This is a genomic window from Rhizobium sp. SVR5-9E, from assembly GCF_056755095.1.
Genome location: NZ_JBNDHS010000032.1, coordinates 1 through 24,662, shown reverse-complemented (window position 1 = coordinate 24,662; position 24,662 = coordinate 1). Strand labels below are relative to the sequence as shown.

The 24,662-nt window shown below is 59.1% G+C and carries 17 protein-coding genes; 11 read left to right on the top strand and 6 right to left on the bottom strand.

Annotated elements, in window-relative coordinates:
* Positions 1–4 precede the first annotated feature (4 nt).
* From dgoD to ACPYOJ_RS16220, 6 genes are all read right to left on the bottom strand, one after another.
* Positions 5–1,153, bottom strand: a complete 1,149-nt coding sequence (gene dgoD, locus ACPYOJ_RS16245; protein WP_481417183.1) for a galactonate dehydratase — start codon at positions 1,151–1,153, stop codon at positions 5–7.
* 13 nt (positions 1,154–1,166) lie between these two features.
* Entirely contained in the window at positions 1,167–2,792 is a 1,626-nt protein-coding gene (locus ACPYOJ_RS16240) for a GMC family oxidoreductase (protein WP_481417182.1), read from the bottom strand.
* Between the two features lie 24 nt (positions 2,793–2,816).
* Positions 2,817–3,707 carry an aldose 1-epimerase gene (locus ACPYOJ_RS16235; RefSeq protein ID WP_481417181.1) on the bottom strand — a complete coding sequence of 297 codons (891 nt, stop codon included), beginning with the start codon at positions 3,705–3,707 and terminating at the stop codon, positions 2,817–2,819.
* 4 nt (positions 3,708–3,711) lie between these two features.
* Positions 3,712–4,713, bottom strand: coding sequence for an ABC transporter permease (locus tag ACPYOJ_RS16230; protein WP_481417180.1), 1,002 nt, complete (start codon positions 4,711–4,713; stop codon positions 3,712–3,714).
* A gap of 12 nt (positions 4,714–4,725) precedes the next feature.
* Complete coding sequence (locus tag ACPYOJ_RS16225) at positions 4,726–6,252, bottom strand: sugar ABC transporter ATP-binding protein (RefSeq protein WP_481417179.1); 1,527 nt, start codon at positions 6,250–6,252, stop codon at positions 4,726–4,728.
* Positions 6,253–6,326: 74 nt separating this feature from the next.
* The gene (locus tag ACPYOJ_RS16220) at positions 6,327–7,307 is read right to left on the bottom strand and encodes a substrate-binding domain-containing protein (RefSeq protein WP_481417178.1); all 981 of its coding nucleotides are present in this window, start codon (positions 7,305–7,307) and stop codon (positions 6,327–6,329) included.
* 267 nt (positions 7,308–7,574) lie between these two features.
* Here ACPYOJ_RS16220 and ACPYOJ_RS16215 point away from each other — a divergent pair, with 267 nt between their 5' ends.
* The 11 genes from ACPYOJ_RS16215 (at position 7,575) to ACPYOJ_RS16165 (ending at position 24,492) form a co-directional block, all read left to right on the top strand.
* Entirely contained in the window at positions 7,575–8,330 is a 756-nt protein-coding gene (locus ACPYOJ_RS16215) for a FadR/GntR family transcriptional regulator (RefSeq protein WP_481417211.1), read from the top strand.
* Between the two features lie 392 nt (positions 8,331–8,722).
* Positions 8,723–9,502 (top strand): hypothetical protein, encoded by a 780-nt coding sequence (locus tag ACPYOJ_RS16210; RefSeq protein WP_481417177.1) that lies wholly within the window; start codon positions 8,723–8,725, stop codon positions 9,500–9,502.
* Positions 9,502–10,764, top strand: a complete 1,263-nt coding sequence (locus ACPYOJ_RS16205; RefSeq protein WP_481417176.1) for a M12 family metallopeptidase — start codon at positions 9,502–9,504, stop codon at positions 10,762–10,764. The genes ACPYOJ_RS16210 and ACPYOJ_RS16205 overlap by 1 nt, the downstream gene beginning before the upstream one ends.
* 293 nt (positions 10,765–11,057) lie before the next feature.
* Entirely contained in the window at positions 11,058–11,924 is an 867-nt protein-coding gene (locus ACPYOJ_RS16200; RefSeq protein WP_481417175.1) for a BrxR family helix-turn-helix transcriptional regulator, read from the top strand.
* 67 nt (positions 11,925–11,991) lie between these two features.
* A complete protein-coding gene (locus tag ACPYOJ_RS16195; protein ID WP_481417174.1) occupies positions 11,992–17,862 on the top strand; it encodes an AAA family ATPase in 5,871 nt (1,956 codons plus the stop codon).
* A 10-nt stretch (positions 17,863–17,872) separates the two neighbouring features.
* A complete protein-coding gene (locus tag ACPYOJ_RS16190; protein WP_481417173.1) occupies positions 17,873–19,456 on the top strand; it encodes an ATP-binding protein in 1,584 nt (527 codons plus the stop codon).
* Between the two features lie 508 nt (positions 19,457–19,964).
* Positions 19,965–21,491 (top strand): adenylate/guanylate cyclase domain-containing protein, encoded by a 1,527-nt coding sequence (locus tag ACPYOJ_RS16185; protein ID WP_481417172.1) that lies wholly within the window; start codon positions 19,965–19,967, stop codon positions 21,489–21,491.
* Between the two features lie 7 nt (positions 21,492–21,498).
* Positions 21,499–22,290, top strand: a complete 792-nt coding sequence (locus tag ACPYOJ_RS16180) for an E2 domain-associated cysteine-rich protein (RefSeq protein ID WP_481417171.1) — start codon at positions 21,499–21,501, stop codon at positions 22,288–22,290.
* A gap of 3 nt (positions 22,291–22,293) precedes the next feature.
* Entirely contained in the window at positions 22,294–22,860 is a 567-nt protein-coding gene (locus ACPYOJ_RS16175) for a Pycsar system effector family protein (protein ID WP_481417170.1), read from the top strand.
* 13 nt (positions 22,861–22,873) lie between these two features.
* On the top strand, positions 22,874–23,572 hold the full coding sequence (locus ACPYOJ_RS16170) for an adenylate/guanylate cyclase domain-containing protein (RefSeq protein ID WP_481417169.1): 699 nt from the start codon (positions 22,874–22,876) through the stop codon (positions 23,570–23,572).
* Between the two features lie 5 nt (positions 23,573–23,577).
* The gene (locus ACPYOJ_RS16165; RefSeq protein ID WP_481417210.1) at positions 23,578–24,492 is read left to right on the top strand and encodes a TIR domain-containing protein; all 915 of its coding nucleotides are present in this window, start codon (positions 23,578–23,580) and stop codon (positions 24,490–24,492) included.
* The last annotated feature ends 170 nt before the right edge of the window (positions 24,493–24,662 follow it).

The following is a 24,662-nucleotide window of genomic DNA, read 5'->3' as shown; positions in this document are numbered from 1 at the left end:
TCCATCACCACTCGGCGAAACTGCCGTCCTCGTGACGCCAGATCGGGTTGCGCCAGCGGTGCCCCTCTTTCGCACGTTCGATGACATAGGCCTCATCCACCTCGACGCCAAGACCGGGTCCCTGCGGGATCGATACGAAACCATCGGCATAATGGAACACCTCCTTGTTGGAGATGTAGTCGAGAATGTCGTTGCTCTTGTTGTAGTGGATCCCGAGGCTCTGCTCCTGGATGAAGGCGTTGTAGCTGACCGCATCGACCTGCAGGCAAGCCGCGAGCGCGATGGGGCCGAGCGGGCAATGCGGCGCGACCGCGACGTCGTAGGCTTCGGCCATCGCCGCGATCTTGCGACATTCGGTAATCCCGCCGGCGTGGCTCAAATCCGGCTGGATGATGTCGACGTAGCCGTCGGACAGAACGGACTTGAAGTCCCATCGGGAATAGAGACGCTCGCCCAGCGCGATCGGCGTCGAGCAATGATTGGCGATTTCCTTCAGTGTTTCGCGGTGCTCGGACAAGACCGGTTCCTCGATGAACATTAGCTTGTAGGGCTCCAGTTCCTTGGCAAGCACCTTCGCCATCGGCTTGTGCACGCGGCCGTGGAAATCGACACCGATACCGACATGCGAGCCGATCGCCTCGCGGACGGTCGCGATCGTCTCGACGGCCTTGTCGATCTTCTCGTTGCTATCGACGATCTGCATTTCCTCGCAGCCATTGAGCTTGATCGCCTTGAAGCCGCGCGCGACCACATCTCTCGCATTGCGCGCGACGTCCGCGGGCCGATCACCGCCGATCCAGCTGTAAACCTTGATCTTGTCGCGCACCTGGCCGCCCAGCAACGAGTGGATAGGCTGGCCGAGCGCCTTGCCCTTGATATCCCACAGCGCCTGGTCGATGCCGGAGACCGCGCTCATGTGAATGGCGCCGCCGCGATAGAAGCCGCCACGATACATGACCGTCCAGTGATCCTCGATCAGGAACGGATCCTTGCCGATCAGGTAGTCCTCGAGCTCATGAACAGCCGCCTGAACGGTGAGCGCTCGCCCCTCAACGACGGGTTCGCCCCAGCCGACAATGCCCTCATCGGTCTCGATCTTCAAAAACAGCCAGCGCGGCGGGACGATATAGGTCGTGAGCTTGGTGATCTTCATGGTCTTACTCGCATTAGCTGAGAATGAGGTCGGCGGCTTTTCCGGCGGCGGCCAGAACCGCCGCGTTGGTGTTGCCGCTGACAATGGTCGGCATGAGGGAGGCATCGACGACGCGCAGGCCGCGCGTACCCCGGACCCGCAACTGCGTGTCGAGCACTGCCTCGGGGTCGTTGTCCGCACCGATCTTGCAGGTTCCGACAGGATGGTAGCCGGTCTTGACGGTGCGCTTGCAATGAGCGGCGACCGCTTCGTCGCTCGTGACGTTGGGGCCGGGAAAGATTTCCTTGTCGATCAGTTCCTTCATCGGAGACGCGTCGAGCACCGTGCGGGCAAAGCGGAAGCTGGCCATCGTCAGCCGCAGATCGTCGGGATGCGCGAAAATCTGCGTGTCGACGATAGGGTTAGCGAAGGGATCGCTCGACAACAGCGTGACGGAACCGCGCGCCTTGGGACGAAGCAGCAGCGAATTGATGGTCACGCCGTCGCCCGGCTTGGTCCCCATTACATCGCGATCGAGATAGACGGTCGGCACGCAGAACATCTGGATGGTTGGCCGCTCGTTGTTACCGTCGGGATCGTAGAAGGCGCAGGTCTCTACACCCGTCGTGGACACCGGGCCGGACTTGAACATCAGGTACTGCAACCCGGCCTTGATCATCGGCCAGCCGCGATCCTGGCCGTAATAGCCGAACGATCCCTTCGTGGTCGCCACGACAGGGCACTCATAGTGGTCCTGCAGGTTCTTGCCGACGCCAGGCAGGGCGACGGTCGTCTTCAGACCGTGGCGCTTCAGTTCGTCTTCCGGCCCGATGCCCGACAGCATCATCAGTTTGGGTGTCTGATAGGCGCCCGCGGCCAGAATGACCTCGTTGCCGGCTTCCGCGCGCTTCTGCGTGCCGTTTTGCATGTAACGCACGCCGGTGACACGGTCGCCGTCCATATCGAGCACGGTGACGGTGGCGCCCGTCTCGATCGTCAGCAGCGGATCGTTCATGACCGGCGCCAGAAAGGCGTCGACGGCGCTCGAGCGCTTGCGCGTCGTCCAGTCGATCGTGTGCTGCATGAAGCCGACGCCGAACTGATAGGCGCCGTTGAAATCCGGATTGTAGGGAATGCCCATGCCTTGCAGGGTTTTCACGTAGGTCCGCGTCATCGGGCTGGTATGGCCGAGATGGGAGATCTTCAGCGGGCCGCCAACCCCGTGAAACTCGCCGGCGAGATGGTCGTTGTCCTCCTGCGCCTTGAAGTAGGGCAGCAGGTCCCGGTACGACCAGGCATCGTCGTTCGATCCTTCAGGCGTCGCAAGCTCGTTCCACAGATCGAAATCCGCAGCCTGGCCGCGCATGTAGACCATGGCATTGACAGTGCTGCCGCCGCCCAGAACCTTGCCCTGCGGAACAATCGGGCCGCGCCCGTCTAGCTGAGGCTGCGGCTTCGTCTGGTGCATGGTCAGGTAGGTGTCCTTGGCGAGGAACTTCATGTAGCCCGCGGGAAACTGCATGATCGGGTTTGCCTTCGCCGGCCCCCGTTCGAGCAGAAGAACCTTCGCCTTCCCCTCTCGCACCAATTTGGCCGCGACCACGCAGGCGGAGCTTCCGCCGCCAATAATGATGTAGTCGTAACGGTCTTTCGCGGACATTCACCAACTCCAGTCTGTGTAGTCTCAAATGGCCTCAGGGCTCAGCCGAACGCTGCCCGAGAGGCGTTCGTGCGGCGCCAGCACCTTCAGGTCGCCCAGATCGGAGAGGTGATGGCCATCGGCCAGATGCGTCATCGGCTCGAAGCAGAAATAGTCGCGCTGGAAGCTTGGATCGAAGCCGGTGTCCGACACGAAGACGAAGGCGTGCCTGAAGACGGGATCTGCGGTCAGCTTCAATGCCGTCCGCCGCTCGGGCCACGCAATCGTCGCCTCGCCGTCCCAGCCTTCGAAGCCGTTATTAACCCAGCGATGCGGCAGCTCGGCCGGCTCGCCGAAGTCGAGATCATCAGGGATATCCGTCCGCTCACCCGGGAGCCAGCCCCCGACCTCGGTCCAGAATGCCTGCGACCGGGCTTGGAGCGTCGTTTGCGGCGTCATCGGGAAATAAGGGTGCCAGCCAAGGCCGAAGGGCATTGCCTTGTCGCCGCGATTTTCGACCGTCAGCGTCATCGTCAGGCCAGAGGAATCGAGCGCGAAGCGCTGGCTTGCGCGGTAAACGTAAGGCGTATTCCCGTCGCGATGGACGAAGCTCATCTCGACCATGTCATCGGTCTGCTGGTCGATTGCCCAATCGGCCTGCCAGCCCTCGCCGTGGAGATAGTGCTTGTCCCATTCGGTATTCGGCTCGAACCGATATTCGGCCCCCTCGAAGACGAACCGGTTGTCGCGGACGCGATTACCGAAGGGGACTAGCGGGTAGCAGGAGGACGCCAAGGCGTCCGCCTCGGACGACGTCGCCGGGCGCAGCAGAGGCACGCTTTCGCCCTGCGTCTCCTTCCAGAAGCCCAGGACCAGGCCACCCTTTGAAGAGACGCGAAGCGAAAACGATCCAGATTTCAGATCAACCACCGTCATCGCATCAGCCCTTGTTGCGCGACATGCTGCGCTTGATCGCCTGGATATTGGCGAGGACGGCGATAACGATGATGAGACCGCGCACGACCTGCTGGAAGAACGGATTGATGCCAAGCAGGACCAGGCCGTTTCCGATGAGCGTGATGACGAGAACGCCGAGCAGGGTGCCGAGCATGGAGCCGCGCCCGCCGGAAAGCGACGTGCCGCCGACGACCACGGCTGCGATGACGTCGAACTCAAGTCCGGTCGCCGCGGTCGCATTGCCCGAGCCGAGACGGGAAACGAGAAGAATACCGGAAATGGCTGCCATGGCGCCGGCGATCGCAAAGAGCGCCACGCGGATCTTCGAGACGCTGATGCCGCTTAGAAACGCGGCGTGCGCGTTGCCGCCGATCGCGAAGACGGAGCGTCCGAAGGCGGTCTTGCGGCTGACGAAGGCAAAGATCGCGAAGAAGACCAGCATGATGATCGCGGCAGGCGGAATGCCCAGAACGGAGCGATCAAGCGCATCGAGCGTATCGTTGCGGCCAATCGAAACGGGAAGCGCGTCGGTCACGAACAAGGCCGTCCCTCTAAGAGCGCTCCAGAGCCCAAGCGTTGCAACGAACGAAGGAACGTCGAAATAGGCGCGTAAGGCGCCGGCGATCGAACCGAGCAGCGCTCCGATGACGATCGAAAGAGCGAAAGCGACCGGCGTCGGCACGCCCCATTGCAGCAGAAAGGCGAGGACGACCGAGATGAACGCAACCATCGGCCCGACGCTGACATCGATCTCGCCGGCGATGATGATCAATGTCGCCGCCCAGCCCGCGATGCCAATCGTGGCCGCATCGCGAAGGATATTGATCTGGTTGTTGAAGGAAAGGAAGCCGTTGGCCGTCGATGTGAAGACCACATAGAGAACGACGATCGCGACGAAGAGGCTCAGCTCATTCATATGCTGGGAAAAGCTGAAGCCTGACTTCTTTCGGGTGGATGCTGACGTTGCAGCCTGGTCGAGTGACATCGCGCCTCTCCCTCAATGTCCTGCGATGCAGGCAGCCATCAAGGCGTCCTGATCGATGTTTGGTGATTTGAATTCTTCGCAAAGGGTTCCGTCTCGCAGCACCAGCACGCGGTCGCAAACGAGCGGCAGCTCCTCGATCTCGCTGGAGACGAAGATGACGCTGCGCCCTTCGGCCGCCAGCTGGCGGATGATGGCATAGATCTGCGCCTTGGCTTCCACATCGACGCCCCTGGTCGGTTCATCGAGCAAGAGAACGCGACTGTCGGCATAGACCCAGCGGCCGATGACGACCTTCTGCTGGTTGCCGCCCGACAGCGTGCCGATCGGCGTATCCGTGCGCGCGGTCTTGACGTGCAGCCGTTCGATCACCCGGCGCGTCGCCTCAGCCATCATTTTTGCCGAGAGAACGCCGCTCTTGCTGACGCCGGAAAAGTTCGTCGCAAGCGTGTTTTCGTCGACACCGAGAAGGGGAACGATGCCTTCTTCCTTGCGGCTTTCCGGCGTGTAGCCGAAGCCGCGCGACAGCATGCGCTTGTAGTGTCCCGGCCGGACCGCGGCGCCGTCGACGAGCACCTCGCCCTGGTCCTGGCGCCGGACGCCCATGATGGCCTGCAGCAGCTCGGTCCGGCCGGCTCCAAGCAACCCGGCGATGCCGAGAACTTCGCCCGCCTTCAGATCGAACGAGACCGAACTCAGCTTCGGTGCCAGCGCGAGGTTGCGAACCTCGAGCACGGTCTTTCTCTGGCTTCTGTTTTCCAGCGCCGCCGCCTGCGATCCTTCCGAGCCCAGCATGAGCCGGACGATCTCGCGCGTATCGGCGCCCTTGACATCAACCGTGTCGATGATGCGTCCGTCGCGCATGACCGTCGCGGAATGCGCGATCTGGCGAATTTCGTTCATGCGGTGGCTGACATAGATGACGGCAATGCCCTCGGACGCGATGCGCGTCACCGCAGCCATGACCTTTTCCGCCTCGGCCGCGGCAAGCGAACTCGTAGGCTCGTCGAGAATGACGAGCTTCGGCTTTCCAAGCAGAACGCGCGCGATCTCCAGCAGCTGGCGCTCGGCCGGGCTCAGGCTTGAGACCAGCGTGTTGGGCGCGCGGTCGAGACCAAGCCGGCCCATCGCTTCGGAAGCCTCCGCCTCCATCTCCGCATACTGGATGACGCCGCCCTTTCGCGGCCAGCGTCCGAGAAACAGGTTCTCGGCAAGCGTCATGCCCGGAACCAGGCTCAGCTCCTGGTAGACGACGCGGACGCCCTTGTCGAAGGCGTCCTGGGCGCGGCCGGAGCCGCTGTGACGCAGCTCCTCGCCGTCGACCTCGACGGTGCCGCTGTCGGGAATTTCCGCGCCGGTCAGCATCCGGATCAGCGTCGACTTGCCGGCGCCGTTCTTGCCGAGCAGCGCCCTCACCTCACCGCCGGCCACCGCGAATGTCGCGTTGTCGAGCGCGAGCACGCCGGGATAACGGCGCGTGCACCCCTTGATCGAGGCGATCGGACGGTGAGCAAACTCGGGCGAGCGTGATATCTGTGTCATGAAACTTTCCACCGATGAAAGATGCCGCCAGTCGCCTGGCGGCCTCGATTGCCGTGAAACTCCGGCTCAAAACCTCACGGAATACCGTCCGCGTGCGCCTTAAGCCAAGCCTTGCCGTCTTCGGAAGACTTGTAAACATCGATATCGTAGGGGACCTTGATATCGGCCGGTGCCTGGCCATCGACGGACTTAATCGCCTGGGCGAGCGCGAGCTTGCCAAGACCCTGGCCCGAGATGTCGACAACGGCCTTGATGACCGTGAAGTCGGAGAGTTCCTGGGCGATTTCAGTGGTCATGTCGCCACCGAAGACCACGACCTGGCCGGTCTTGCCCTGGCTTTTGACGGCACGGGCCGCACCAAGGGTCGCGCCGCCGGCTTCGCCGAAGAATGCATCGATGTCAGGGTTAGACGACAGCATGGTGCTGGCGACCGAAACCGCCTTGTCGAGGATCGCGCCTTCCTGGTTGGCCACGATTTGAGCGCCCGGAACCTTGGCCTTAAGCGCTTCCTCGAAGCCCTTGCGGCGCGTCACGCAGACCTCGACGAACTCGCAGTTGAGAACCGCGATCTTCGGCGCGTCCTTCTTCTCGGCGATGAAATAGTCGGCGGCGGCATCGCCGAGCTTGTGGCCGAAATCATAGGGGTCACCGACGGCGTAGGCGGAGACGTACTCCTTCATGTCGGCGTCGTTCAGGCATGTGTTGTAACAAACGACCGGGATGCCCGCGTCATGAGCACGACGGATCGCGCGCGAGGAACCGTCGGCGGAAACCGGGGAAACGATGATCGCCTGAACACCGGAGGAAATGAGGGAATCGATGAAGGATGATTCCTTGCTGGCGTCGCCCTGCGCATTGGTCTCGATGACATCGAGCTTGCGGCCAGCATCGGCGGCACCAGTCTGGATGCCCTTGCGGACGCCAGCATAGAAGCCCTGGGCGTCCATGTAGATCGCGCCGACCTTCAGGTCTTTATCCTGCGCGAAGGCGGGCGACAGCCCCGCCGCGGCGAATGTTCCAAGTGCCAGCATCGTGGCGCGCGTAATGAGCTTCATCGCTCCCTCCCTTGAGATCTGATGGCGTCAGGAACGCGGATCCACCCGGCTCCTCCAGCCACGGCAACCATATTCTTGGTCTTACCAATGTCAATATAAATACGATTTATTTTTTATAAGATGTGTTTTTATGAGGGTATCCTGTGCTAAACATTTCTACGCGGGGGACAGTTGCGCTTATAAATCGTATTTTTTGACGCCCACGCTTGACTGGTCTTTGGCTGACAGCAAGCTGAGACCGATTGAATCGGAGACAAATCTGTGGCGATACCGCAAACGGACAGGAAGTTGACAGAGGGTGGCGTCGAGATCGCCTCCCGCGGAAAGAGGACTGTTCGCGAGTCCCTGCTGTCACGGTTGGTCCACATGATTGTGGCCGGCGAATTCGCCGAAGGTTCGACGCTCCCCAATGAGGCGGAGTTGACCGAGCAATTCGCCGTCAGCCGTACGAGCCTGCGCGAGTCCATGCAGTATCTGAGCGCCTTGGGCATGGTTCGATCACGCACCAGGGCCGGAACGATCGTGCTCCATCGAGAAAACTGGAACTACCTCGACCCGCTGGTGCTTGACGTGATGCTGGCGATCGGCGGAGACGAGGCGTTCTATACCTCGCTGATCGATGCCCGCCAGTTGCTCGAACCGGCGGCGGCCGCCCACGCGGCAACGAAGGCCACCGCCAAACAGCTGGCCAGGATTGCCCAGGCCTTCGAGGACATGGTCGATGCGAATGCACGCGACAACGAGGAATGGAGCCGGGCCGACCTCGAATTCCACACGGCGATCATCAACGCCAGCGGAAACTGGGTCTATCGTCAGTTCGCCAGCGCGATCCGCGCGGCGCTGCTGGCCAGTTTCCGGCTGACCAACCGCGCCAGCCAATCGCACGAACAGGCGATCCAGAAGCACCAGGATGTGCTGGAGGCCATACGCATGCGCAATCCGGACAATGCGCGCCGCGCAATGGAGACGCTCATCGGTGTCGCCCGCGCGGAAATCACCGATGCGCTGAAACGCAGCAAGTGATCGCGCTGCCCCGTGCGCCGGGAGAGACGAAGGCGTGCCTTGATAGGCAATCGGGATACGCGTTGGTCTTGAGCGGAACCGAACCTTCGACCCGTGCCTTAGATTCGCTAAGCACTTGGTCCGGTCGCGCTCTGGCCGGTTCTCTTCGGGGCAGCAACGATTGGCAAATAAGCCGATCTGCTGGCAGTTGCGCTTCGCACCCGCGCCGCGGTTTGCTCAGCGATCCGGTATGGCTCGTCGTTGTGTTATCAATTTGCGTGCGATGGCCAAAGTTGCCTTCGCGTGTGTTGTTCGAACCCGTAGACTTTCCACCAAGCTCGCCCGAGGAACGTTCAGTTGACTAATCTCACGATTATGCTCTTATAACGCGAGCGATATCTGAGGGGGATATCATGCATCGCAAACCAATGTCATTGTTTACGACGTTGTTGTTTTCGCTCGTCATCGCCGGATGTGGGTCGATTCAAGATGCAGCTGAGACCGATCTAGTCTCCGAAGCCGCCATCGTCGGCGCTTGGAAGTGTGCTCTCGCGCAAGCCTTGGTCCGCGAAGCCGAACCCGGACGCGTGGAGCGACTGAAAGGACGGGTCGCGAAACTCTCGCTCGGTCTAAAGGTGGTTGACACCACGAACATCAGTGCGTCCGTTGCCGCGAAGGCATCCGGAGACGGGCCGTTCGTTTTTACACTCGGATCGGGCACCGGCAGCATCCTTCCTTCGGCCTCCGGCAGCGTCCAGAAGACCAACACGATCCAAACCGACGTCGACATGCGCTTTGCGCTCGGAGCGGAAAATACCGATGTCTGCACGGCGCAAGCAGAGGGTTCACAAGCGAAATATCGGTTCTCTTCCTGGTTGGCCAAAGTGATTGCGGGCCTCGACGCCAACGTGGATTACCAGCCTTATGGGGTGACAGACCGAATACATCAATTCCAAAGCTTTGGAGTAACGAGAACCGGGCGTGGAGCGCTGGATTTCGATATCGTGTTCCTGTCCGCGAGCGTGGCTGCCGATGCTACTCGTAACGACGTACAAACAATCGAACTGACGATCGCTGCCCCAAGCAAAGATTTTCCTGCTCCACAATTCGTTAATTCGGGCACGCCTATAGGGAGGCAACGTCCCGCCGAGCCAGGTGGCGTTGGCGGTGCGGCGCCTAGAGGACGGCATTGATGCGGCAAGGGAACTTTGCGGCGATTGTATGTGCGGTGATTTGGAGCTCTGCGACGAACAGCTTCGCGCATAACGATCTGAAACCGCTCGCACCCGATTCGGCCAACGCAAAGGTCGAAGCGGCAATTAGAAACGTCGCGGCGAGGTTCAAGCGAGCTCAAGAAGCAGGCGCGCCGGCGGAATCCCTGAACAACGCTCAGGCCGTTTACTGGGGCAGTCTGACCTGGCAGAAGCACAAGCTGACCGTATGTTTCTGGAACGGCGATGACGAGCTGAAAGCCGCAGTGGAGGACCGTGCAGGAGCTTGGTCGAAAGTCGCAGATATCGCATTCGATTTCCGAGATGGAAAGAAGTTTAGAACGTGTGTCGACAGAAAGTCCGCCGACATACGCATCTCCCTTGACGGGAATGAGAAACGAAAAATTTTCTCTCCAGGCGACGACCCCGGTGGCGATTGGTCCCAGATCGGCCGCCAGTCGATCATCGAGGGCCGTCGCAATATGGTCTCCATGAGTCTAGCGATGCTGTCTGACTTATCGATCATCGATCCAATGAATTTTGACTTTCATGTGAGGCATGAGTTCGGGCATGCGTTGGGATTGTTGCACGAACATCAGCGCGAATTATGCGACGGCTGGTTTAACTTTCAACAGATAGCAGCCGATAACGGTTGGTCGCTGGAGAAAGCCAAGCAGAATGTAGGCGCGTTTCCTACCGAGGATCTCGGAGGCATCGTTTCCGTCGGCTCTTATGACAAGAACTCTATCATGCAGTACAACTTCGCCCTCAACTGGTACGTGGAAAAACCCCCGGAAACGAACCCGTGCGAGCGCGATCATGACATCGGGTCTCTATCGCAGAAAGATGCTGCGGTTGTTCGTATCGTCTACGGCGCTCCCAAAAAACCCGTAGTGGCCGCGGCGGAGCGTGCAACCACAGAAAAGGCCTTCAGTGATCTTTCTCCCGACGAGCTTCGAACAGCTCGTCTTGAGATCGAGACCCAGATAAATGCAAACAGGTTGAGCGCGCAGTCCGCTGAGAATATCCTCAAGCAATTGCAGGGAGAAAAGGTCGAGCCGTGTATAGATATCGTGGGCACGAACGTCTGCAGCACCACTAGTTTTGGCGGCTCCTCCGACAATTCCTCACGTCTACGTGCGGCGGCTGCCGCAGCGATTCAGCGGGGAGAGGAAGTAGGAAGCGCCCTTTCCGATCTTACAAGCTCGCTCGATCAACTATCCATCGCAATCGAAAACCCGTAGGTTTCGCCGAAGCTTGTCCGGCGACTCCGTTCGACAACTTGGTTTGACGAAACTTTCGGAGAGAAGAGTAAGTCAACGGCTCGCTCATGCTCTCCTTCCATGAACGTGATTCGGGCGTTGTCCGAGCCGCCCATTGGCCGGCAGTTTCTTGCCGGATAACCTCCGGCGCACCGACAGGCCCTCCGGCTTTTCCGATTCCTCATCGCTGTCGGCCATTGTCACGAGGGTTTGCCATTCGTGAAAAATCAGTATAGTTCTTATACATATTTGTCGCCGATCTTGTGGAGAGGTGTGTGGAGTCAAACGACAACGTTTTGCGATGGGGAACGGAGCAACGCCTGGAGTTCATCGAGTTCAAGTGCTTTTGGGAAGGTGGCATCCGACGCGGCGACATCACCGACCGTTTCAACGTGTCCGTTCCACAGGCTTCAAATGATCTTTCCCTCTATCAGGGTCTTGAACCCGAAAACATCCGGTACGACACCCGGGAAAAACGATACGTTCCAACCGCCAACTTTAGGCCCCGCTTTTTTAAGCCGAGCGCTGAACGCTACCTCGCGCAATTGAAGATGATCGCCGATCGCGTCATCAGCATCGATGATACATGGATCGCGCATCCGCCACCAATCGATGCGCTGCCCATCCCTTTCAGGTCAGTGCGCCCCGACGTCTTCAAATCGCTTCTTGGGGCGATCCGCGCAAAGCAGTCCGTCGAGATCTTTTACCAGTCGATGAGCAAGAGCCGGCCGGACGCAGTCTGGCGGCGTGTAACACCCCGTGCCTTCGGGAATGACGGCTTGCGCTGGCATGTCCGCGCGTTCTGCCACCTTGATCTCGCATACAAAGACTTCATCCTGTCGCGCTGCGAAAACTTGCGGGATCACGAGGCGGGCGGCGGCTTCGATGTTCCAGACCACGAATGGGACACCTTCTTCGAGGTCGTCCTGCGGCCAAACCCTGCCCTCTCCACATCGCAACAGCGAACGGTCGCGCTCGACTACGCGATGAACGAGGGCCGCGCTCACATCTCCGTGCGACGGGCCCTGCTCTACTACTTTCAGAAGCGTCTGAGGCTCGACATCGACACCGATCGACCGGCAGAGCGGCCAGTTGTGGTGGAAAACTGGGATGAATTCCGCGCGACGCTGTCGGGAGTGTAAAACTGATCTAGCATTGCATCCTAAAATTGATCTATCGTGCCGCCGTACAAGGAAGGCAGGCAATGGCATGAGCGCAAGAATTGATACCGTAGTAGACGTTGAAACCTTGCGCAGCCCGATACTGTCATTGCCCGGAGATATAGACGCGACCTGGTTCCGCGACTGGGTTCCGATTTCGAATCGGCAAATCCGCTTATTCCATGCCAAATGGAGCGAGACCATCCAGCCAATCACAGGATTTGCCTGGCCGACCGAACGCCCCGACGTCGACGCGGTCTATGATCTCCTGTCGGAAGCCGCACGCTACCCTTACTTCCTCCGCCTGTTCTTACAGGAAATCGAGCCCGGCCCGTCGCAGAAGCGAGCCTATTTCAAACGTCTGTCATCGCGTTACGTGGACGCGCTCCGCGGTAGCGGTATGAGCGTTCCAAACCAAAGGGGCATGGAGGAAACCCGTCAGGAATTGGTCGAGCTTGCCGAGCGTGGCAGAGGCGACATATCGACCGCGGTCGTGATGCTTGAATGGTCAGCGCAGCCAAACCCCGACAAACCCTTGTCGATGTTCAATGTAGCCGACGCCTTGCCCGGTTTGCGATCCTATATTTTGACCTATATGGCCTGCTCGTCGGACCCGTTCGAGACACTTCTCGCAGGCGACCCGCCTCCCCCGGTGGGAACGCCAATGCAAGACGAGAAATCCGTGGTCGATCATGGAGGCAAGCCTGAAAAGCCGGACGCCGTTCAAGCCAACTGGGACGACGCTATCGCCGCCATGGCCCGGTTTCTTGCAGCGGCAGGGAACATGCCTCCCGACGCATCGCTGATCGGCGCACTGGAGGAGCAGCTCGCCATTCTCGACGAAGCGGTAAAGCAGCATGCCGTCAACCAGGCTGCGCGCACGACCGGGGACATCAGTCGTCGCGCCGCCGTCCTGCTGACAGGGATTAAGGCGGCGCTCATTGAGCTCGAACTCCTCGACGACGGACTTTCCCAGCTTTGTGACCGCATTGCCTCGAGGCTTCAGGCACTGCCGCCGGTTGCGCTGCGCGAACCACTCGACAAAGCCGCAAATGCCTTGGCTGCGGCGGAGGTAACCGGCAAGAGCGTCGCCGACGATCTCAACTCCTATCATTCTCCTCCGAAAATGCCGCCGAAGCAGTTCCTTGCCTATGCACAGTCACTTTTGGACGCCATCGAAACCAATGCTCGGACTGCACTGGAAGAGTGCGCGGGTGCATTAGCGGCGCTCACGTTGCCCGCCACGACGAACGGTGCCGATGGCCAAATCGCCGTGGCCGAGCTGGAGTCCGGCCCCATTGCGCCGGAACCGACTTACGTCGCCGCCGCCCTCGGCGAAACGTTTTTTGATGACGACGAACCCTTCGATATCCCGCTGCCGCCGGTCGCAGAAATTGAAGCGGCGGACAACCCGGATGCAGCCCCCGCCGACCCGTTCGTGGCCGATATCCACACCAAGGCCGCAGAACTCTTCGCGCATCAGGAGTGGGGTCTCGCTTATCATTTCGCACGGGCATCTGAAACCATGCTGTCCCCCGCCGTCACGCCAATTACCGCCGATGAACTCAAGGTGATCGCGCTTGCAAAGGAAATGACCGGTTCGAAATACGAACCAGAAGGCTTCAAGGAGGCGCTCGAGGCTTGCGTCGTGGTTGCGGATGAAATAGCGCAATCAAGCACACCCTTTGACCGCGCGAGGCAGACCGCACTTTACGCGGCCATGGTCCCGACGGCTCTCTTCAACCTGTCTGAAAGTTCTAACGCCTTCAGCATCATCGAGCGCCTCAACGGCAGCGGCCACTGCGCCGCGTTCTTCCGATTGAAGGAAGTGCTAGACGAGAATCGGAAATCGAACTTTCCCCTTAGCCTGCAGAACATAGCTGCCGCGGGCGACGCGAAGGCCGACCGCTCTTACGTCGATGAGTGTCGACGTAGGGTCCTCGCGAAGATCACGGCCTTCCAGGCCTCCAATTTCCGTTTCGCCCTCGGCCAGAAGATAAAGAAAGAGCTGTTGTCCAACCAAGGCGAAGTCACCTTGTTGGCAAGTGCAATGCAATCACCATCGGCTGCCGATGCTGCCAGTCGGTTTGCGGAGGAATTCCCGGACCGGCACAGGGTACTGCTGGCGCTCGACAAGATTGCCGAAGCTGTCGGCCACGGCCAAGTAATCGATGGCGCCGCGCGCGAGCGTCTCGTAGCCCTTCTCCTTGATCTGTCCAGCCTGTGTGAAGATTTCAGCGACGCGAAACGTCAGGCAACCGATCTTCAGGCGCGCGCCGGCCGCCGCAGCTTGGTGCGTCGGTTGATCGACGATCTGGCGGCCGGAATCAATCACTTCATGAGTCACCTCGACGATGACGTCAACGATCGTCTTCTCATGGCCGCGAACGCCTATGCCCGGGAAGTTCTCGGCGGGTTGAGCGCCATCCTTCGCGGATCAACGGCGAGCGAATTCGATCGCACCGCTGCCAATCTCGCCCTGCACGTCCCGCTACTATGGCTTCCGAACATGACCTGGAGCCATGCCTGGACGCCCTCGCCGGCCGACAGCCCGAAACTAGTTAACGCGATTATCGATTTTCCCTTGCCGCGGCTGACCGGACCGACCGACGAAGGCTTCAGAAGCGTCGTGGAACAACGGTATCACGAGGACGCTTTCTTGGCGGCTAAGGCGTTGCTGCAGTTTTGGCAGCATTTCGGCCTGAGCGAGGCGGAATATATGGACCTCGACGCCCGGGTTGCGGCGACAGAAGGCGTCCGGCGCGGCCAGCTCGCCGTGCAGCAGGAGACAGTTGGCACGCTTCTTCACAAGGTGCGACGCATGGCCCTTGGCAGCCTTAAAGGCACCGCCGATCTCGAAGAAAGCCTGCGCGCTGTCAGCACGGGGCGATCCGCAGAGGATTTGGCGTGGGACTTCATACCTGAAGAAGTCGAAGGTGTCCGCATCACCGACGTCAACGCCGCTTTCGAGAGATTGAACGATCTCGAACGGCAGGCACGTATGCTTCTTGACGAAGGCAAGGCCGCCTTGGAGGGACAGATCGCCAGCCTCTCCGCGACGGAGGTTTCTGAGGGGGAACGCCAGGCATTGTCGAAACTGCTAGAGGCTGATGATCTGGCGACACTGTCGGACTGGCTTGGCATGTTCGCTTCGGGGGCCACGCGCCGGCCGATCCTGGAGGCGGGCGCGGCGAACAAGGATCTCATCCGATTCCGCTCGATCCTCCGCAAGGTCAAGGGTGCTGACCTCGTCCAACTCGGCCAAATGCTGGCGAACGGGTCCGACCACGACGATTACGGCGTTTCGGCACTGGACAAGGACCAACGCGAAGAAGCCGGCGAAGTCCTCAAAAGTTGGCAAATGTTCAAACGGGCAGTGAAGTCCGGCTTAGGAGGGTCGCAACTGACCGCTGCTTTGCTGGGACTGGTGTCGCAGCTGAGTTTCGACTGTTCCCTGGTGGAGCTTAACAAAGCCAAGACCAAGAAAGGCCATCTCCTCGTCATCGATGCGTTGATCTCGATGACTTTCGACGCCCAGTCGGGGGTACTCCCGGATTTCGGCAGCATGGTCGGCAACGCCTGGCAAATTGCCGCCGCCACCAATACTGTCTCCAATAGCGAGATCATGGCACTTCCCGAGGGCGCGGAAAATCGCGGAACCCTGGTCTTGTTTTTTGGATCGATGGCGACGGAGCGGCGCGAGCAACTCAAACTCGATTGCATTCGTATGCGACGTAAAATCCTCGTCGTCGACGAGGTGATGCTCGCAACGGTGCTGACCATGCCGGAACGGCGGCGGCTGGCATTGTTCGAAATGGCGCAAGCGTCGACGGTCGCCAAGCCTTACCAGGACTATGGACGCTCGCAGGTACCGCCCGAAATGTTCAAGGGCCGGGCGAAGGAATTGGCCAGCATCGTCGAGCCGTTTGGATCCTACATCGTCTATGGCGGCCGGAGGCTCGGCAAGACGGCGCTGCTGCGTCATCTGGCGAGGCGTGCGCCGCCACACGCCGAATTCGGTTACGTCGACCTCACGGATGCCTCGTCGAAATCGCTATGGGAGAAGGCCGCCGGGGTGCTCGCCCCTATCTTCCCCGGAAAGCGGGTGGCAACGGCCGATGATTTCGAACAGGGCGTCAAAGAATTTCTCGCCGGCGACGGGCGGCGTCGCGTCCTTCTGATGCTTGACGAAGCCGACAATTTCGTCCGTCAGGAAGCGCAGGAAACCGATCACCACCACGTCCTGCGGCTGATCGCCTTGATGAACGAGACGAACCACCGATTCAAGTTCATCCTGTCCGGCCTCCATAACGTGTCGCGCATCACCAAGGCCGAAAATTCCCCGCTCGCGCAGATTTCGAGCGATCCGGTCCGTATCGGACCGCTCGTCAACGGCGACGCCGGTGACGCCGAAGCACTCGTTAGATTACCACTAGCAGCGCTGGGCTATGAATTTGCCAACCGAGAAGACGTCTGGCGAATTCTCAGCTTTGCAAATTACTACCCGATCCTCATCCAGGTATTTTGCCAAGGACTCCTAGACAACATCGAGGAACACCAGAAGTCGACTAACAAGCTCCTATGGTCGATCCCCTCTACGATGGTCGATCGGGCTCTGGCAGATCCACGGATACGGAAGACCCTCTACGAAAGCTTCGAGAAGACCATCAAGCATATCGAGCAACGCTACGAGCTTTTGACCTACATCATTGCCGAGCGCGCTCTGATTGACGTCGAGGAAGGGATCGACGGCGACGGCATGACGACCAGCGAGGTGGCGGAGCGCGCCACGAAGTACTGGCCGGAAGCTTTCCCGAAAGGCAGCGATCCGGCCGAAACCGACTACTTGCTAGACGAGATGGAGGGGTTCGGGATCCTTCGGCGCATCACCGGTTCGGCCAAGTGGGGCCTGCGCTCGCGCATGCTGCTCGACCTGATGGTCAACGACGAGGAGGATCTGCTAGCCCGCATCTACAGCTTCCAAGGGCGCAAACCTGAGGATCACTTCGATCCCAAGAACGCACGCTCCAGTCTTCCACTCTCCGGCCGATCCGATCACGAGCTGCGCATCTCTCCTTTGACCGACGGGCAGGAAGCCGCGCTGCTTGATCCGGGCGTCAATCCGGCCACCGCCGTCGTCATCTTCGGTCCCGCGATCGCCAATGTCGATCAAGTCCATCTGGCTTTGAAGCGATCCTCTAATCCGAAGGTCGCTGTGGAGGTTAGAGGCTGGCGGGACTGCGGCGACCTGTTGGCGGAAATCAAGCGCGTCCGGCAGGATGATCAACTACTCGTCCTTATTGTGCCGCATACCACTGAATGGACGCCCGACTGGGTCAGAAACGTCGCCAAACAACCCAATGTGGTTCGAGGAAGGGTTCGCCCGGTTTTCGTCGGGACCGCTCGCCACGCAGCGGCCTGGTCCAGGGTCTATCCGTGGGGCACGAAAGTGCCTCACCGCATCGAGATCACGACTCTCAAGCCTTGGTCACGTTCCTATATCGCCGCCCGACTTGACGCGATTAACGGCTTGAAGCCACAGACTATCGATCGCATCCTTGAGGTGACTGGTGGCTGGAACGATTCATGCCAAGCCGTTTTTGCTTCGGCGGCATCCGGCGCTGCGGTCGACAAGATGCTGCTGGAACTGAGTAACCAGCAGGGCGGCGACATCTTCGAGCGCTTCGGCGTGCCTCCGGAGTTCTCCGCCATCTTCTCGACCCTCGCGGACTACTGCGAGGGAGAGACGGCGGAAAGCATCCTGTCACTTTTCGAGGATCGGGAACTGGCCTCCGCCGCGGTCCGCTTCGGCCTGTTGACGGGGGTCTTGACGACAGCTGCGGCCGATCCGAACAGCGGTGCCAGCGAACGGTTTTCGATGAACAGCGTCGCCAAATCGCTGATCATCGGCAAAAGGTAGTCGGCCGACAATGGAGTGGTGGCAACTTCCAGGTCCTGCCCGCTACGTATCGACGCTTGTCGACGCACTCATCCAGCACGGCGTCGCGCTCGCCGAATGCCCGCGTCCGCTGCCCGGCGGTCTCGTAGCGGCAATCGCCGCGACCGCAGAGCGCGACCATGTCGTTTCAAGCGTGCAGGTGCAGGGGAAAGAGATCGCGGTGAACGCTTCTATTGTTCACCACCTGGCCCGTGCGCTCGGTGCCAGCGGTTTGTCGATCGGTTCGGTATCCGATTTCCTCGCACATTCCGATTTCTCCAATACCGTGTTCATAGTCGACGGCTTTCAGAACGAAGCAATGCCGCAATGGAGCGCGCTTATCCGCGCGCTTCTCTACGAGCGCCGCAAAGCGCGACACGAAAGCGGACCATACCTCCTGCTGCTGACACCGCCAGGCTTGAGCAACGAAAACCTACTGCGCCTCGCCGCCGGGATGCCGCGTCACAAGCAATTGGGTGTTGTATCGGCGACCGACACGCAGGCGTTCGCTGGCGCACTCGGACTCACCGGGTCCTTGTCGTTGACGGCAAGCGTCAGACTGTCGACGGTGATCGAAATTGCGGCGTGGTCGCGCGAACTGATCGAGGTCGCAAGCGGGTGGAGCGAGGCGGAGCAACTTGCGCCTACGACGCAGATCGCGGCTCTGGCGAGCCGGCATGCCTATCCGTTTCCTTCATGGGAAAACGGCCTTGTTGATATTTGGGGCGCTGCCGCGGTGCCCCACGTCGCGGCAGCATGGGCACACGGACTCGAGGCGGAGGTTCCTCGGCGAATCTGGGTCGCGCAAGTGAAGGCCGTCCTGCCAAGCCTTGATCTAATTCGCCGTGCTATCGTCTCCAAATATCTCCGCCGGCTTTCCGGCGTAGCCAGTCCCCAGAGTCCTTATTTTAAACGGCGCGGAACTTACACAAAGGAGATCACAGACCCGTGGGACCTTGAATTCTATGATCTCGAAACTCTTCTTGCCGCGGTCCTTGCTCCGGATGAGATCAACGGGCTGAAGGCACTCAGGGCCACTCGCAACAAGCTTGCTCATGGAATCAGTCTCACCGTAGAAGAGATTGCCACATTGGACAGTTGGTGGATTAATCTCACCGACCGCTTTCCTCCTCTCATCCCCGGTTGGCAGTGGCCGCGCACGGGCCAGAAACTCATTCTCACAGTTGGTCCTCCGCAAGGGGGAAAATCCACCTGGGCGATAGGCCAAGATGCTACCGTCATCGTCTCATCGGGCTCAAGAATGTCTTCACTCACCGATCTTGACCGCGATGCCCAAATACGCAGTGCTCTCGAGAAAGGCTCTAGTGTCATCATCGACGACCGACATCTGTTCGTTGACGGGCGTCTTGATCTAGTCGGGCTTGCACCGCGCGACATCGATGTCGAATACGTTGTCCTTGACCGATCTATTGAAGATAAAGTGGCGGGTCTTGAGGCTCGTGCGCAGGCGAAAGTTCGGAAAGCGCACGAGCAATTTCAGGCCAATCTTGCGCATCACCTCTCCGGCGACGGCCAGGTCAACGTTGTTGTCCGAGATTTGAGATCTGGCAGCTGACGAACGCCAACTATGCGGTTGAAGCGCAAAGTTGCGGCCATTTTCTGACGGATTACTCTCCGACGTCGACCGGCACGCGGCCGCGATGATCCAACAAAGCTCTTCAGACCAACGTGGTCGGTCGCGACATCGGCCACTTAGTGCCAAACGTGTCCTCGCTGCCGAAAGCTACATCCATCGGTGGAGAAGCGTCCGGTTCCTGACTAGGAAGTGTTCACCCAACCTCCTAGTAAACCGATTGCTACGAGGGCCATGTCTCAACTTCGGCTCCGACGCGTACGCTTGTTCACGCGAATGCTAATGCCCAGATCTGCGCAAACCAACCGAACTGATTGAAAATCGCCGATTGCGCAACGGCGAGTGGTCGGCCGCAGTCCACAATTCCAAGGAATTCGCAGAGGTAAGAATAGATACTTGACGGGAAGACTTACTATACCCTATATAGAAACTATTCTGATTAACATTTTATTAGGCGACCTGCGGGCGCCCATTTCCGGAGGTGAATATTATGCCAAATGCATGGAAGCATGAACGGGCCAAGGCAGCGATCGACGCACGTATCAAGGATGTCGAAACCGTCACCGTGGTCGACTACAAACGCGATACCTCACTGACATCGATTCCGACGAACAAGGCCTACCGGGTCGATGGCGTTCATCTCTACGTCGAGATCGTGAACTTCGATGACATGCTGTGGTCGACCAACGCAGAAGGCGAGACATGCCATAAGCGAGCGCTCCGTTTTCTGAATCTCCATTACCGTGCTGTGCATCGGATCCTCGCTGACGCAGACGCAATCCGCGTTGACTTCCACAATCAGCGTCTTCATGCCGTGGTCGCGAAGCCTTATGGCGAAGATGCCTCTGACGACCGAGTGAACAAAGCCGTTGCGATCGCCAAGCTGATCACAGACGTTCTTGCCGAGACGGGTGATGACGATGAGAAGATTCCGAACGCTCGAGTCCGTGTAGGCATCGACACCGGGAAGACTCTGGCGGTCAACAACGGCCGCAGCGGCAATCGTGAGCCGCTCTTCCTTGGTCGCCCGGCGAACATCGCTGCAAAGCTCGCCTCCAACAACAAGGCAGTTGGGATCTACCTCAGCAATGAGGCCCGCGAAGCAATTGGACTGGATGTCGCGGATGAACCTGCGAAGACCAGGCTGACAGATGAGGAAATCAAGGACTGCGAGGACGCGGCAAAGCTCGGACTCAGCAAGGATAAGATCGTTGCGGACTGGAGGAAGGACAATCAGGCGAACCCCATCGGGGCATTCTCCTTCTCGCGCACGACGCCGCCGCTAAGGAACCTGGAAATTTCCGTTCTCACACCGGGCAATTCCAGGCGCATGGAGATGGTGTCGATCTACGCCGACGTCGACAACTTTACGGCCTACGTGAACGCTCACATCGACGAGAACCCCGAGGATGTCGTGCGGTGCCTCCATGTTATCCGCGCGGAACTCGATAGGGTTATCAGCGCTGACTTTTCCGGACGCAGGATCCGTTTTATCGGCGACTGCATTCACGGTCACATTCTGGAAGGAACGGCGTACAACACTGATACCGACGAGACCGTGTCGACTTCGGTTCTCTGCGCCGGCGCACTTCGAAGCAGCTTCGATCTCGCGCTGGAGCGGCTTGAAGCTAATGATGTTGACACCGATAATCTCGGCCTGGCGATCGGCTTTGAATTCGGGCCCGGAGCGATCACTCGGCTGGGCATGCAAGGCAGTCGAATTCGTTGCTCGACCGGGCGATCCGTCCTCGATTCCGAGAGCGAACAGAAGCGCTGCAATGGCACGCAGACTGCGATCGGGGCGAAGGCTTATGATGATGGCCCAGCCTCTGTCCGGAAGCTGTTCGGCTCGACACGCCGCATTTCCAATTTGACTTACGACGTTGCACTCGAGTCCTTAGCGGCCGAGAACAACGCCGTCGCCAAGGCTGCTCGCGCAGCGGTCTATGCCGCCAGCAGCCCGGCGATCGTCAAGGCAGTAGAAGTCCCTTTCCGTCCCTACGTTAAGTTTGATTGAGGCCGTCTTGTCACCGATCGAGCACCTCAACAGTGTAGCGCACGCACATCACGCCCGCCTGCTTTCAACGGCGGGCGAGATTGCTATCTATGGCGTTCGACCACCCAGTCCGTCGGGGACGCCTGTTGCTGAAGTCATTCTCGAGATCACGCGTGCGGCAGACACCATCACGGTGAGGGAGCAATATCCCCTCATCTTGCCCGCGTTCTGTGCGGAGCGTCATATCAACACAGACGGCTCGTTCTGCCTTTATTGGGGAGAGGTCGAACCTTCAGCGATAACAAGCACAGAGGATGCGGAAACATGGTGGGGCAAGGTTCTTATATTCCTCCTCAGGCAGCGCTCTGCAGCGGCACTCCGGCGCTGGCCCGGCCACGCTGACGCCCGCGCGCACGGGTCGACAGCAGCGCGTTTTCAGGCGTTAGCCGAGGAAAATGCCACTGCGCTGGGTCCCCGGTTCCTGGAATATCTCGGTGATAATCGCCTTCAAGTAAAGGGCCGCGGACCCAATCGGATCGCACTTACTCGCGACGGCCGCAGAATGTTTACCGTTCTGACGAATGAACGACGGGTGATGACGTTACGCCAGCGTTGCAAGTGCGACGGGGCTGAACGCTTGCGTGCTCCGATAGCCTGCTGCAGCAACCACAGGCGTGAACTCGCCGAGCTCGTCATCAATCTCGATGGATGGAGGAGATCCGAGACTGCGTTCTACGATTACTTGCGTTCGATTGGTCAGGCTTGCTGCGGAACGATGGATGACTGCCCCCTGGCAAAGACTCAAAAGGGTATTACTTGAGCAATGGCAAAGAACGATCAGCAGGAAGCCTATGAAAAGTTGATGTCCGCCAACCACGGCAGGATGATTGATTTCGTGAAGTTCGCAGAGACGAAAAACGCCGCTCTCCTGACGTTCGCGTCGGTATGGATCGGAGCAATTATCAATCTGCTAAGGTCCCCGGACGAACTTCCCTTTAACTATGGAAAGGCGTTGGTGTTCGCCCTCATCCTTCTGTTCATCGCGGCAGCAATTTGTCTGATATCGCTTCTCCCGAAATTCCTTGACCAGGTTTACAAGCGCGAAGACGACCGCGTGAACCTCCTTTATTTCGGAGACATCGTCAAAGGCGGGGTCAAGGATTATCCCGAGATGGCGGAAAAGGAATACAGGCCGCAGGGAGAGGACTCCACTACACCGACGTATCTGCGCGACCTCGCAGTCCAGACTGCAATCCAGGCCTCCATCGCTCACCGCAAGTTCAGATTCTTCCACCGAGCTGGATCGCTGGTTCTACTGGCGTTTGTAGTTATGGCACTGCCTCCGATCATCGCAGCAACTCGCTGGCTTCTCTCCCAGTTTCCTTGCTGATCAGAACCTGTCGATGACGATAGCTGAAGACATCAGGACCAACGCAAGGACAACGTTCGTCGCGAAGTGGACAGTGCGAGCCGGAACAAATGTTCCTGAACCCGCCGACTTGAAGCTCTCGAATGATGCCGTCCACTTCAAGCGCGCAACGATACTCTACGCAGACATCGATGGTTCGACTGATCTTGTTGAGAAGAAGATGTGGACCTTCTCGGGCGAGGTCTACAAGGCATTCCTCTATGCAACGTCTCGATTGATACGACGCCATGGTGGCACGATCGTGTCATACGATGGGGATCGAGCTATGGGCATCTTCATCTCCGACAACCAGTCGAACAATGCAGCCTCCTGCGCGCTCGAGATCAACTATGCGATCAAGAACATTGTCCAGGCTGAGATCTCAAAGGGATGGTCGACGGATTTCAAGATCCGCCACGTTGTAGGTATCGACACCTCGGAAATCTACGCCGCCCGAACCGGCGTGCGCGGTGACAACGATATCGTCTGGATCGGCAACGCCGCGAACCTCGCCGTAAAGCTCACGGCCCTCACCGCCGACAATCCGACGTGGATTACAAAACGGGTCTACGAGCTGTTGAACGACAACCAGAAGCTTGGTTCGAACGGTGAAAGTATCTGGAAAAAATGGAAATGGTCGCAGCATAGCGACGACGAAGTTTACTCGACCACCTATTGGAGAACAATCACGTGAAGAAGATGCTAGAACGCTTCAAAGGGGATGAAGGCAGAGACCTGCGGGTTGAGTCCTTCAACTCTCAAGCGATCGTTGGAGGTGACGTAAATCTCTCGATAGCACTGGCCGAAGCCGCGGAGATGCTCGAACTCGACGCGGGACAGACGCTCATTGAACAAAATGGCGAGGACGATGACATTTTCTTCATCTTCTCCGGTTCGCTCAGCATACATATCAACGGCCGCCGGCTCAGTGCCCGCGGCCGTGGTGAACATGTTGGTGAGATGGCAGCCATCGAGCCCACGCAGCGGCGCTCGGCAACGGTGATTGCTGAGGAACGGTCCATCGTCGCCAAACTGACGGCGCAACAGTTTTCGGCCCTCGCGAAAAGCTATCCGGACATGTATAGGCAGATCGCGAGGTCACTATCCCGACGGCTCCTCGAAAGGAACAAGCACGTCGGTATCTTCCGGGAAAAGATCCGTGTCTTCATCATATCTTCCGCAGAGGCTTTGCCGGTGGCGCGGCTTGTTCGAAACGCGTTCGAGCACGACCCATTCATCACCACGATCTGGACTGATGGCGTCTTTCGCGTCGCAAACTATACATTGCAGGATTTGGAAGCTGAGATCGACGACTCCGACTTCGCCGTCGCGATAGCCCATGCCGACGACTTCACCGAGAGCAGAGGTCAGGACTGGCCAAGTCCGCGCGACAATGTTGTCTTCGAGTTGGGCCTGTTCATGGGGAAGCTCGGTCGGCAGCGTGCAATTCTCATGGAACCACGTGAGGAGAAGGTAAAGCTTCCGAGTGACCTGAGCGGAATAACGACGATACCCTATCGGTTCGACAGCGGGAAAAATGCTGCGTCTCTCATGGCGTCGGCGTGCGATAGACTTCGACAGCACATTCTCGGCTTAGGTCCCTTCAATGGTTGATATCATGGGGTTAGGCGTGTGGTTACCCAAACTGTAGGTGGGGCAAAATCGGTGGCAGCGTTTCGGTGAGCGAGCATAGAAGTGTGCATAACTCGGCGTTTTGGGACTTGATTGATAGCCTGGGGATTCTCCTGCAGGGGCAAATCATGATTCGATTCTGTCATGACGAA

Bases quoted from the DNA above. Each gene is read 5' to 3' on its own strand.
- ACPYOJ_RS16190 (WP_481417173.1), top strand. From the start codon at position 17,873: ATGGAGTGGTGGCAACTTCCAGGTCCTGCCCGCTACGTATCGACGCTT.
- ACPYOJ_RS16210 (WP_481417177.1), top strand. From the start codon at position 8,723: ATGCATCGCAAACCAATGTCATTGTTTACGACGTTGTTGTTTTCGCTC.
- dgoD (WP_481417183.1), bottom strand. From the start codon at position 1,153: ATGAAGATCACCAAGCTCACGACCTATATCGTCCCGCCGCGCTGGCTG.
- ACPYOJ_RS16185 (WP_481417172.1), top strand. From the start codon at position 19,965: ATGCCAAATGCATGGAAGCATGAACGGGCCAAGGCAGCGATCGACGCA.
- ACPYOJ_RS16220 (WP_481417178.1), bottom strand. From the start codon at position 7,307: ATGAAGCTCATTACGCGCGCCACGATGCTGGCACTTGGAACATTCGCC.
- ACPYOJ_RS16175 (WP_481417170.1), top strand. From the start codon at position 22,294: ATGGCAAAGAACGATCAGCAGGAAGCCTATGAAAAGTTGATGTCCGCC.
- ACPYOJ_RS16235 (WP_481417181.1), bottom strand. From the start codon at position 3,707: ATGACGGTGGTTGATCTGAAATCTGGATCGTTTTCGCTTCGCGTCTCT.
- ACPYOJ_RS16205 (WP_481417176.1), top strand. From the start codon at position 9,502: ATGCGGCAAGGGAACTTTGCGGCGATTGTATGTGCGGTGATTTGGAGC.
- ACPYOJ_RS16230 (WP_481417180.1), bottom strand. From the start codon at position 4,713: ATGTCACTCGACCAGGCTGCAACGTCAGCATCCACCCGAAAGAAGTCA.
- ACPYOJ_RS16240 (WP_481417182.1), bottom strand. From the start codon at position 2,792: ATGTCCGCGAAAGACCGTTACGACTACATCATTATTGGCGGCGGAAGC.
- ACPYOJ_RS16170 (WP_481417169.1), top strand. From the start codon at position 22,874: ATGACGATAGCTGAAGACATCAGGACCAACGCAAGGACAACGTTCGTC.
- ACPYOJ_RS16165 (WP_481417210.1), top strand. From the start codon at position 23,578: ATGCTAGAACGCTTCAAAGGGGATGAAGGCAGAGACCTGCGGGTTGAG.
- ACPYOJ_RS16195 (WP_481417174.1), top strand. From the start codon at position 11,992: ATGAGCGCAAGAATTGATACCGTAGTAGACGTTGAAACCTTGCGCAGC.
- ACPYOJ_RS16225 (WP_481417179.1), bottom strand. From the start codon at position 6,252: ATGACACAGATATCACGCTCGCCCGAGTTTGCTCACCGTCCGATCGCC.